9 protein-coding genes are annotated in these 10,880 nt (G+C 71.5%); 3 read left to right on the top strand and 6 right to left on the bottom strand.

Annotated features, from left to right (window positions below):
• The first annotated feature begins 270 nt into the window (after positions 1 to 270).
• Together VF697_RS18825 and VF697_RS18820 are read left to right on the top strand one after the other, a co-directional pair.
• The gene (locus VF697_RS18825; RefSeq protein WP_331096912.1) at positions 271 to 1,458 is read left to right on the top strand and encodes a two-component system sensor histidine kinase NtrB; all 1,188 of its coding nucleotides are present in this window, start codon (positions 271 to 273) and stop codon (positions 1,456 to 1,458) included.
• 82 nt (positions 1,459 to 1,540) lie between these two features.
• On the top strand, positions 1,541 to 3,619 hold the full coding sequence (locus VF697_RS18820) for a neutral/alkaline ceramidase (RefSeq protein WP_331096910.1): 2,079 nt from the start codon (positions 1,541 to 1,543) through the stop codon (positions 3,617 to 3,619).
• A gap of 13 nt (positions 3,620 to 3,632) precedes the next feature.
• Here VF697_RS18820 and VF697_RS18815 read toward each other — a convergent pair whose 3' ends face one another.
• Positions 3,633 to 4,445 (bottom strand): hypothetical protein, encoded by an 813-nt coding sequence (locus tag VF697_RS18815; RefSeq protein WP_331096908.1) that lies wholly within the window; start codon positions 4,443 to 4,445, stop codon positions 3,633 to 3,635.
• Between the two features lie 172 nt (positions 4,446 to 4,617).
• Positions 4,618 to 6,000, bottom strand: coding sequence for a serine/threonine-protein kinase (locus VF697_RS18810; RefSeq protein ID WP_331096918.1), 1,383 nt, complete (start codon positions 5,998 to 6,000; stop codon positions 4,618 to 4,620).
• A 379-nt stretch (positions 6,001 to 6,379) separates the two neighbouring features.
• On the opposite strand from VF697_RS18810, the gene VF697_RS18805 reads away from it, so the two are divergent.
• Positions 6,380 to 6,877 (top strand): gluconokinase, encoded by a 498-nt coding sequence (locus VF697_RS18805; RefSeq protein WP_331096906.1) that lies wholly within the window; start codon positions 6,380 to 6,382, stop codon positions 6,875 to 6,877.
• Here the strand turns inward: VF697_RS18805 and VF697_RS18800 are convergent.
• From VF697_RS18800 to VF697_RS18785, 4 genes are all read right to left on the bottom strand, one after another.
• Positions 6,862 to 7,905 (bottom strand): phosphotransferase family protein, encoded by a 1,044-nt coding sequence (locus tag VF697_RS18800; RefSeq protein ID WP_331096904.1) that lies wholly within the window; start codon positions 7,903 to 7,905, stop codon positions 6,862 to 6,864. The two genes, VF697_RS18805 and VF697_RS18800, sit on opposite strands and share 16 nt — an antisense overlap.
• Before the next feature lie 68 nt (positions 7,906 to 7,973).
• Complete coding sequence (locus VF697_RS18795; RefSeq protein WP_331096902.1) at positions 7,974 to 8,600, bottom strand: phenylalanine--tRNA ligase beta subunit-related protein; 627 nt, start codon at positions 8,598 to 8,600, stop codon at positions 7,974 to 7,976.
• Between the two features lie 9 nt (positions 8,601 to 8,609).
• On the bottom strand, positions 8,610 to 10,049 hold the full coding sequence (locus VF697_RS18790) for an aldehyde dehydrogenase family protein (protein ID WP_331096900.1): 1,440 nt from the start codon (positions 10,047 to 10,049) through the stop codon (positions 8,610 to 8,612).
• Between the two features lie 131 nt (positions 10,050 to 10,180).
• Positions 10,181 to 10,855 carry a TetR/AcrR family transcriptional regulator gene (locus VF697_RS18785; protein WP_331096898.1) on the bottom strand — a complete coding sequence of 225 codons (675 nt, stop codon included), beginning with the start codon at positions 10,853 to 10,855 and terminating at the stop codon, positions 10,181 to 10,183.
• Between the last annotated feature and the right edge of the window lie 25 nt (positions 10,856 to 10,880).

Here is a 10,880-nt window from a genome sequence, read left to right as displayed (position 1 = left end):
ACCGCCGCCACTCCGGCGCCGCCGGCTCTGGTTGGTCACCACCGGACGGTTCCCAGGAGTAAAGAGCCGACATTTCCTGGATTCTCTGTCAACTCCTGAGAAACCAGGACAGGAGCGCGGTCCCTGAATTGACTCGAATTCCTTCCAGCACCTTATGCTCGCTGAATAGGACCGGGCCTGGGGAGGGGTAGGGGCGATGGGGGCCCGTGGAGGCGGATGGAAGGAGGGGTCTCCTTCCGCCGGGCTCCCCTGGGGTCAAGGAGCATGGACATGGCGTACCAGCAACTGTCGCAGGTCGTCGCCCTCGATACCGAGCGTCCCGAGTCGGATGCACTCTCACGGCTGTCCATGCTGGCGCTCACCTCGGGGCTGCGCTCGGGTCTCTCGGCGGATGCGCTGCGCTACCACTTCCTGGCCGAGCAGCTCTCCGAGGTGGTCTTCCACCTCGATGGCTCGGGGCGCCTCACCTTCCTCGGTCCCGCCTGGACGTCCCTCTCCGGCCAGTCCGTGGAGGAGGTGCTCGGCAAGTCGCTGGTGGAGGTGATGCACCCGGAGGACAGGCCGCGGGTGCAGGCCGTGCTGGATGCGCTCGCCGCGCGCGTGCAGGCCTCCTTCCGGCTCGAGCTGCGGCTGATGGCGGCCAGCGGTCCGCTCTGGGTGGAGCTGGCCGCGCACAGCTCGCCCACGGGCGAGGGCGAGGTGCTGGGCACGCTGGCGGACCTCACCGAGCACCGGCAGATGCAGGCGCGCCTGCAGCTCTCCGACAGGCTGGCCACCCTGGGAATGCTCGTGCCGGGCTTCGCGCACGACATGAACAACCCGCTGGCCTTCATGCTGGCCAACCTGGACTACCTGCTCTCGAGCATGGAGGGCGTGGCGGGCGGCACCGCGCCAGAGCGGGTGGCCGAGTGGCGCGAGGCCCTCGGCGAGGTGCGCGAGGGCGCCGAGCGGCTGCGGCAGATCATCGGGCAGCTGCGCAGCTTCCGAGCGGACTCGAACCAGGGGCCGGTGGACCTGAACCAGGTGCTCGACGGGGTGGGGCAGATGGTGGCCAGCACGCTGCGCTCGCGCGGGCGCCTGGTGCGCGACTACGGCGCCCGGGTGCTGGTGGCCGGCAACGAAGGCGGGTTGCGTCAGGCCTTCCTCAACCTCGTGCTCCACGCGGTGCTGGCGCTGCCCGAGGGCGACACCGAGGACAACGAGGTGCGTCTGGTCACCCGGGAGGATGGCGAGGGCCACGTGGTGGTGGAGGTGCATGACACCGGCGCGGCCATTCCCCCCGATGTCCTGCCCCGCCTGTTCGAGCCCTTCTTCTCGCTCCGGGGCACGGAGGCGGGCCCGGGTCCGGTGCTCTCCGTGTGCCGGGACATCCTCCGCGGGCTCGGAGGGAGCATCTCGGTGACGTCCTCCCAGGAGCGGGGGACCGTCTTCCGGGTGACGCTGCCCATGGCCTCCTGAGCAGGGCCGCCGGGCCTGCACCGCTGATCGCGCATTCCTACCCTTCCAGAGCGGCGGCTCCCGCCGTGCCGTGGAGGTATGTGTGCGCTCGTCCGTCATCCGCCTCGGTGCGCTCGTGCTGGCGGGGGTGCTCGCCGGCTGTGGCCAGTGTGGCTCCAAGGCGCAACAGGAGGGTGGGCTCCCCCGGGCACAGGGCGGACAGGGGCTCGGTGGCGCCTGTGCCGGGCAGCAGTCGTTCCTCGTCGGCAGCGGCATCCACGACATCACCGGCCCCGCCGCCGAGGTGGGCATGCTGGGCTACGTGGAGCTGGAGCAGCAGACGGCGGGCATCCACCAGCGCCTGCGCTCGCGGGCCTTCGTCATCGCCTCGCCGTGCAACGGCAAGCGCGTGGTGGTGGTGAGCGCGGACCTGGGCATGCTCTTCCAGGGGGTGAAGCAGCAGGTGGTGGAGCGGCTGCGCGCCGCCTACGGGCCGCTCTACTCCGACGACAACGTGCTGTTGAGCGCCACCCATACCCACAGCGGGCCGGGGGGCTTCTCGCACTACGCGCTCTACAACCTGAGCACCTTCGGTTTCGAGCCGAGGAACTTCGAGCTCATCGTGGAGGGCATCTACCAGTCCATCGTCCGGGCCCACGAGCACCTGGCGCCGGGCCGCGTCTTCCTGGCCGCGGGGGACCTGCTCGACGCGAGCCGCAACCGCTCGACGGAGGCCTACCGCCTCAACCCCCCGGAGGAGCGCGCGCGCTACGCGTACGACACGGACAAGCGGATGACGCTGCTGCGCCTCACGAAAGACTCGGGGACGGAGGTGGGGCTCATCAACTGGTTCGCCGTCCACGCCACCTCGATGGGGATGGAGTACCAGCACATCAGCGGCGACAACAAAGGCTACGCCTCCTACCTCTTCGAGAAGGCGAGGGGCACGCGCTACGACGCCACCGGGGACACCTTCGTGGCCGCCTTCTCGCAGGGCAACGAGGGCGACGTGACGCCCAACATCCACGGGGGCGAGGACGGCGGCGGCGCGGACGACTTCGAGAGCACGGAGCGCTCGGGCCGCAAGCAGTACGAGCGCGCCGTCTCGCTCTACGCGAGCGCCACCACGCCCCTCACCGGCGGGGTGGACTACCGGCACGTGTACGTGAAGATGGACGAGGTGCCGGTGTCTCCCGCCTTCACGGATGGCACCGCGCGGCGCACGTGCCCGGCGGCCATCGGCCTCTCCATGCTGGCGGGGGCCGAGGACGGGCCGGGCGTGGGGCGCGAGGGGGCCACGTGCGCCGCGAGGCACAACGTGTGGAGCGCCTTCACCTGCACCACCACCACCACGCCCTGTCAGGCGGAGAAGCCCATCGTGCTGGAGATGGGCGCGATGAAGCCCTACCCGTGGAGCCCCGAGGTGCTGCCGATGCAGCTCCTCACGGTGGGCACCGTGGCGCTGGTGGCGGTGCCCTTCGAGCTGACGACCATGGCGGGCCGCCGCCTGCGCGAGACGGTGCGGGCCCAGCTGGCGCCCGCCGGGGTGACGGAGGTGGTCATCGCCGGCCTGTCCAACGCCTATGCCGGCTACGTCGCCACGCGCGAGGAGTATGCCAAGCAGGAGTACGAGGGGGCCTCCACCCACTTCGGGCCGTGGACGCTGGCGGCGATGCAGCAGGAGTTCGACACCCTGGCCCGGTCCCTGCGCGAGGGCACCTTCCTGCCTCCGGGGCCGACGCCGCGGGACTTGAGCCGCCAGCAGAAGCACCTGCGGCCCGGTGTCCTCTTCGACGACAAGCCGCTGTGGGTGGACTTCGGCGACGTCCTCACCGACGCGCACGAGTCCTATGCGCGCGGCGACACGGTGCGCGTCACCTTCTGGGCGGGGCACCCGAAGAATGATCCGCGCCTCCAGGGCACCTACCTGCGCGTGCAGCGCCGCGAGGGGCTCCTGTGGACGGACGTGGCGTACGACTGGGACTGGGAGACGAAGTACACGTGGCGGCGCGGCTACTGCCTGCCCACCCTCGCGTGCTCGCACGCCATCATCGAGTGGGCCATCCCCCCGGACGCCGAGCCGGGCCTCTACCGCATCGTCCACGAGGGGGACTGGAAGTCCGGCTGGGACGGCAAGGTGCGCCCCTACCGGGGCACCTCGCGCTCCTTCTCCGTGCGGTGAGCCGGCGCGGCGCTCATCGGCAGGTGCGATCGGCTCTGCACTCCTTGTTGCACTTGCGGCACGTCTCGCCGCCCTTGCCGCACTTGTCCCGCGTGTCGCCCGGCTCGCAGACGTTGTTCGAGCAGCAGCCCGAGCAGGAGTTCGGCGAGCAGCGGCACGTCCCGTCCACGCACTCCTGCCCCGGAGCGCAGGCGCCTCCAGCACCGCACTGGCACTGGCCGTTCACGCAGCGGTCCACCCTCGTGCCGCTGCACGACGGCGCGCTCCCGCAGACGCAGACGCCCCGGGCATCGCAGCCGTCGGCGCGCGCTGGATCGCACGCCACACAGGCGCTGCCTCCTGCGCCGCAGGTCTGGAAGGTGCGCGGGCTGCAGGTGTCGCCGTTGGCGCAACAGCCGGCGCACCCGGAGCATGAGCTCCCCGCATCCGGCGGGCCCGTCCCCGCGTCGGGGGGCTCCTCGGGAGCGGCGGGCTCCAGTCGAACGGTGACGTCCACCTCGTACCCGTCGCGGATCTGCGCGGTGCCCTCGCCCCGGGCCACCAGCACGTTGTTGCGCAGGCCCTCGACATACACCTTCGCCTGCACGCCGTTGGGCACGTCCTCCAGCAGGACGCGCAACGTCTCTCCGCTATAGAGGAGGCGATCGGGCTGCTCGGGAAGCACCTGGGGCCCGAAGGGCTGTCCGCCCTCCACCGAGCCTCCCACGCGCACCTGGGTGAGCAGCAGCGTGGGATCAAACGTCGTGGTGACGTAGAGCGCCGTCCCCGACACCGCCGCGGGATCTCGACAGGACGCCAGCACCACGGCGCACACGAGTCCCAGCACGCCGCGCCATTCGACGCGACCCCATCCCCCGGTCCATTCCCCAGATCCGCGCATCATGGCGCACATGAGGTAGCCACGGATCAGCGTGTGCGTCCCTGATCCCACCGGGCCGCTGTCGCGCAGAAGACGTTACGGCCTGGCGGAGTGGCGAGAAGCGGACACACGCGCCCCCTCAGAGCGGCGCGAGGGCTTCCTTCGGCGGAGGGGACTGTGGGCCCGCGGACGGGCGGTCGCGCACCGGGCCCAGCCGCAGCAGGTGCTCGCGCAGCACGGGCGAGGGGTTGATGAACTGGAGGCCCACGCCCGGGGACATGCGCCAGGCGCGCGCCTGGGCCGAGTCCACGTGCCGCACCACCTCGCCCACGCACTCCACCTCCTGGCCCCCGAGCAGGAGGGTGAACTCGAGCCGGGTGAAGAGTGGGGGGAAGGGCTCGGCGCAGCACATGAAGACGCCGCCGCGGCTGAGCTCGGTGCAGTGGACCACCACGGACTGCGAGGCGGCGCGGCGGTGGACCCGGGCCGTCCAGGTGGGCAGCGGCGTGGGATCATCCGGCTCGGTGCGGGCGGGGAGGGTGGGAACGGGGATGCTGGGACGCGCCGACGGCTGTCGGGGGGGCGTGGGCCGGGCCGCGGGCGCGGGCCGCACGGCGGCGAGCAGGGCCCGCTTGAAGTCGAACGCGGTGGCGAAGCGCTCGGCCGGGTTGCGGGACAGGGCCCGCATCAGCGCGCGCGAGAGCGACTCCGGGACGGTGGGGGCGAGCTCGTGGGGGGCGCGCAGCGGAGTGGGCTCCGGAGCCAGCACCAGCTCGGCGAGCTGCCCGCGCGGGAAGGGGAGCTGCCCGGTGAGGAGCAGGTAGCCCGTCACCCCCAGCGAGTAGAGGTCCGCGCGCCCGTCCACGGGCTGGCCGGCCCACTGCTCCGGGGCCATGTACGCGGGCGTGCCGAACACCTGCCCGGCCACCGTCTGCTCCTGGGCCCCGGGGTCTCGCAGCGCCTTGGCCACGCCGAAGTCGAGCACCTTGAGCACGGGCATCTCTCCCTGGCGCTCCATCATCAGGAGGTTGTCCGGCTTGAGATCTCGGTGCACCACGCCACAGCGGTGGACGGCCTCCAGCGCGTCACAGGCCTGGGCGAGCAGCCAGGCCACCAGGCCCGGCTCCATCGGACGCGGCAGCCGGGACAGGGGCGTGCCGTCCAGGTACTCCATGACGAAGTAGTGCAGCCCGTCCGCGGCCTCGTTGATGTCGAAGATGCGGACGATGTTGGGGTGGCCGATGAGGTTCACCGTGCGCGCCTCGGCGTAGAAGCGCGCGCGGAACCGGATGTCCTGGGCCAGCTGGGGGTGCAGCACCTTCACCGCCACCCGGGCGCCGATGAGCGTCTGCTCGGCGAGGTACACCGTGCCCATGCCTCCGCTGCCCAGCAGGCGCGTCAGCCGGTAGTGGCCCAGCGTTCGGCCGAGCAGATCCACTGGCTGCAGCGTCGAGGCCGCCGGACGCGGAACCGCACCCGAGAACTCGGCTCCGGTACAGGTCTCCTGATCCGGATCGCACATGACGCTCACGTGAAGTTCTGCCGAACGGTACTCGCGGGACATGGTGGCCGAGAGGTAATGATGAATGGAGGGCAGTGAGCCATCTGCAAGGCCCATGCTGTGTGACGGGGCGAACGGTGGGCACGGGGGCGTGTGTCGCAGGGAGTGCGCGACGACGGGAAACCGCCTGCTTGCACTGCCCACCAGTGCACGTCTCCCTGGCTCGCGGGACAGGCGTTCAAATCGTTCAGCCGGATACGGGGTGGGTTGATCAAAACTTCCAACTCTCGCAGGTTTCGAGAGACCTTCTGCTCTCGCTGCCCGGTGGCGGTGGAGCCGCGAAAGGTGTCATGCGGAGTAGGACCGCAGTCCCCTGTTTCCGGCCACGGCGGGCTCGGACGTGGTGATCATCCTGATGGGCGTGTCCGGGGTGGGGAAGACGACGGTGGGTGTCCGGCTGGCGGCGGCGCTCGGGTGGAGGTTCCAGGACGCGGATGACTTCCACGCCCCCGAGAGCATCGCGAAGATGGCCGCGGGCCTTCCCCTCACGGACGAGGACCGGGCGCCCTGGTTGACGCGGCTGCGGGAGCTCATCCAGAGCGCGCTGGAGTCGGGCGAGGATCTGGTGCTGGCGTGCTCGGCGTTGAGGAAGGCCTACCGGCAGCGGTTGACGGTGGACTCAACGCGGGAGCGGTGGGTGGCCCTGTGGGCGCCGCGCGAGGTCATCGCGCAACGGCTGGCGGCACGGCTGGGCCATTACATGCCCCCGGCGCTGCTCGACAGCCAGCTCGCGACGCTGGAGGCGGCGGAGGAGGCGCTGACGGTGGACGTCTCGGCGGACCCGGACGCGGTGCTGGCCACCATTCTCCAGGAGCTGGGACTTCAGAGGCCTTCCTGACGGAGCGCGGGCCAGACATGGGGCGGCACCGTCCAGCGCTCGCGCAGGCGTGACTCCAGCGCCTCCAGCGTGCGGGCGAGCCCCGGGAAGCCGTCCGCGGTCGCGAGCAGGGCCCGGCAGCGCGCCAGGTGGTGCAGGAGGGCGGCGCGCTCGGAGAAGCCCGGGGCCCACTCACGGTCCTCCTCCAGCACGCGGGGGTGCAGCCATTGAAAGAGGTTCACCGTGCGGGCGAGCGCCACCGTGGCCCGCGCGCGTGCCCACTGCGAGTCCACCTGGGCCGCCTCGCACTGCGAGGACAGGGTGATGCGGTAGGCGATGTCCGCGCGGGCCACGAGCTCGTCCGGGAAGGGCACGGTGACGAGCCACATCAGCGCGTCGTACAGCGCGTGGCGCATGCCCGCGTACTCGAAGTCGATGAGCCGCGCGCCGCCGGGCGCGAAGAGCACGTTGCTCGGTGCCAGGTCCCCGTGGGTGAAGGCGAGGAAGGGGCCCGGGTCCGCCAGCGAGCGCGCCACGGCCTCCAGGTCCTCGTGCAGGCCGGGGGCCGCCTCGGCCTCCACCGCCGCGAGCCACCGCAGCAGCCGCCCCTCGTGCTCGAGGAGGAAGCGCGCGTTCTCCACCCGCACCCGCTCGTGCCGGGGCGGCAGCGCCTGACGGACGAGCTCGTACTCGGCCTGGGTGCCCAGCGTCCGCGCATGGAGCTGGCCCGCGAGCCGCGCGGTGGTCATCACGCCGCCGAAGGCCGCGCGCGCATCCTCCCCTCGCAGCAGCGCCTCCAGCGTGGGCCCGCGCCCCAGGTCCTCCAGCACGAAGAGGCGGGACTCCAGCGCGCCCGCGAGGAAGCGGGGGCCGAGCTCCAGCCCGCGCTGGGTGAGGAACTCCGCGCCCGCCCAGTCATCGAGCCCGCACACGGGGTCGTCCCGGAAGTGCTTGAGGATGACGCCCGACACCGGGCCGCCGCGCACCTGCGCCCGCACCACCACGCTGCGCGACTCCGTCTTGAGGAGCTCGGGCGCGCCGAGCAGCACCGGACGCGTCCAGGCCGCCGACAGCGCGCGAGCCCCCTCCGCCAGCAGCGAGTCGAGGTCCGGTGGGCTCAGGACTGGCGCTCCACCGTCGCGCCCAGGCGCTCGAGCAGCTCGCGGTACCAGGAGAAGGCCTGCTCGGTGCGTCCCGGCAGGGCCTTCGTCCCCCACAGCACGGTGAGGGTGCGGCGCGTGTCGCCCTGCGTCTTGGTGCGCTGCGAGTCCTTCACCGCGTTGGCGCAGGGGCCCTCCGCGTCGAAGAGGCACAGCAGGCCCTCCAGGTCGATGCTCTGCCCGGAGGCGTTGAAGACGTACGAGGCCCCCGCCGGCGCCACGCCGACGCGGAAGGGCGCCTTCGCCCGGTCCAGGTCCACCACGCTGATGGGCAGCCCGCTGTGCAGCGACACCGCGTTGCACACGTCCACCGCCGCGTTGATGGAGCCGAGCGAGCCGTCCCCCGCCGCCCGCACCAGGTACTCCGAGGCCGGCTTGCCCCGGCCCGTGGGCTTGTAGCCGCCGTGGCGCAGCAGGTCGCGCACCGCGCCCCGCACGGCGTCATCGGCGCTCAGGGGCGCTGGCGCGTCCGGCTCGAGCAGCGCCACCAACCACTCGGGCGCGGGCGAGGCGGACAGGGGGGACGGGAAGGTGGCCGCGAAGGCCACCACGTCCAGGAGGGGATGGGGATCGCTCGTGAGCACGCCGCCGTTCTACTCGAAGAGACGGGTGGCCATGCGCTGCATCTTCTTCGCCTTCTCGGTGTAGGGCGGGAACATGGTGCGCAGGAAGGAGAGGGGCCCCTGGCGCATCACCGCGCGCTCGTGGCTGAAGGTGCGGAAGCCGAACTCGCCATGGTAGTTGCCCACACCGCTCTCGCCGACGCCGCCGAAGGGCAGCTCCGCGTTGCCCAGGTGCACCACCGTCGTGTTCACGCAGGTGCCGCCCGCGGACGTCTCTGACAGCAGCCGGTCCACCGCCTTCGAGTCCCGGCTGAAGATGTACATGGCCAGCGGCTTGGTGCCCGCGCGGATGTGGCGCACCACGTCGTCCAGCCGCTCGTAGCGCAGCACCGGCAGCACCGGGCCGAAGATCTCCTCCTCCATCACCGGCGTCTCCGGCTTCACGTCCGCCAGCACCGTGGGCGAGATGTAGCGGCTGGTCGCGTCCACCACGCCGCCCGTCACCACGCGCACCCCGCTGGCCACCGAGCGCTCCAGCAGCCGGTTCACCCGGGTGAACTGCCCGTCATCCACCATGCGGCAGAAGTCCGGGGTGGCCTTGCGCGCCTCCTCCGTCGTCCCGTAGAAGCGCTCGATGGTGCCGCGCACCTTGTCGAGGAACTCCTGCTCGCGCGAGGCATGCACGTACACGTAGTCCGGCGCCACGCACGTCTGCCCGCCATTGAGGTACTTGCCGAAGGCGATGCGCTCGGCCGCCGCGTCGAGGTCCGCCGTCTCGTCCACCACGGCGGGCGACTTGCCGCCCAGCTCCAGCGTCACACCGGCCAGGAACTTCGCCGCCGCCTCCATCACCTTGCGCCCCACGCGCGGGCCGCCGGTGAAGAAGAAGTGGTCGAAGGGCAGCTCCAGCAGTGCCTGGCTCTCCTCGACGCCGCCCTGCGCCACCACCACCTCGGACGGGTCGAACACGTCGCGGATGAGCTGGTCGATGAAGGCCGCCGTGTGCGGCGTCTTCTCGCTCGGCTTGAGCATCGCGCAGTTGCCCGCCGCCACCGCCGCCACCAGCGGGGCGATCGTCAGCTGGAAGGGGTAGTTCCACGGGGCGATGATGAGCACCACGCCCTTGGGCTCGTAGCGCACCTCGCTGCGCGTGCCGGTGAGGAGCACGGGCGTGCCCACCTTGCGCGGCTTCATCCACTTGCCCAGGTGCTTGAGGGTGTGGTCGAGCTCCGTGAGCACCATCAGCAGCTCGGTGGTCTCCACCTCGGCCGCCGGCTTGCGGAAGTCCGCGTGGATGGCCTGGTAGAGGCCCTCGCGCCGCTCGACGATGGCGCGCCGCAGCTTCTCCAGCTTCGCGATGCGCTCCTTCGCGCTCGTCCGCGCCACTTCCCAGCGCCGGGCCTGCAGGCGCTCGAACGCATCCTGGAAGGGGTTCTTCCGGGTCTTCTCGTCCATGCTCACCACGCGCATCGCTTCTCTCCTCTGGTTCCGCTTCAGCGTTCGAGTGCCGCCGCTCCCGGGCTCTACGTCATCCTTAATAGAGCCCGTCGGGGAGCGGCGATGGGAATGTTCACGCCTGGACGTGCTCGAAGGGGTTCGGGTCAGCGGGCCTCCAGCCCTCGCAAGAGCGTGGTGAGGGAGGCCGTCAGCTCGCGGGTGAAGTCCACCCGGAGGGGATTGAGGTGGGGGGCGGCCGCATGGACCTCGCGGGCCACCGGGGCCAGGTCCGCCATCTGCCGCAGGCCCACCACCAGGGCGTGTACTTGGAGGAAGAAGTGCACGCCCTCGTTGGGCCCGAGGAAGGGCAGCCGCTTCTCCACCAGCGCGCCAGCCCGCACCACCGCCTCCAACAGCCGCTCCTTGAAGCCGCGCACCTGCGCCACGGTGACGTTCTGCTCCAGCACCGTCTGCAGCCGCGCCAGCAGCCGGGTGAGCGACTCCTCGCCCTCGAGCGACTCCGCCACCGTGCGCGCCACCCGCGCCCCCGTCCACCGGCCCTCGCCCCGGGCGAGCGTCTCCTCCAGCCGCGCGAACCAGGCGAAGAGCTGCTCCTCCAGCAGCGCGAGGAAGAGCGCCTCCTTGGTGGGGAAGTAGAGGAACACCGTCCCCTTGGCGAGGCGGGCCCGCTCCGCCACGTCCGCCATCTTCACCTCGTCGTACGAGGTGGTCTGGTAGAGCGCCAGCGCCGCGTCCAGCAGCTGCCGCCGCCGCGCCTCCTTGTCCTCTTCCTTCCGCGCCCGCTGGGGCAGCACCCGCTTCGCGTTGTTGCTGACCATGAGTCATCAATTAAGTGTCCCCAGG

The sequence above is a fragment of the Archangium sp. genome (assembly GCF_036388035.1).
GTDB lineage: Bacteria > Myxococcota > Myxococcia > Myxococcales > Myxococcaceae > Archangium.
The sequence above is the reverse complement of the archived record's forward strand: the minus strand, read 5'-3'. Positions and strand labels throughout refer to the sequence as shown.

What these genes read in the sequence shown, in the direction of transcription:
- VF697_RS18825 (WP_331096912.1), top strand. Translation starts at nt 271, where the DNA reads ATGGCGTACCAGCAACTGTCGCAGGTCGTCGCCCTCGATACCGAGCGT.
- VF697_RS18810 (WP_331096918.1), bottom strand. Translation starts at nt 6,000, where the DNA reads ATGTGCGATCCGGATCAGGAGACCTGTACCGGAGCCGAGTTCTCGGGT.
- VF697_RS18790 (WP_331096900.1), bottom strand. Translation starts at nt 10,049, where the DNA reads ATGCGCGTGGTGAGCATGGACGAGAAGACCCGGAAGAACCCCTTCCAG.
- VF697_RS18785 (WP_331096898.1), bottom strand. Translation starts at nt 10,855, where the DNA reads ATGGTCAGCAACAACGCGAAGCGGGTGCTGCCCCAGCGGGCGCGGAAG.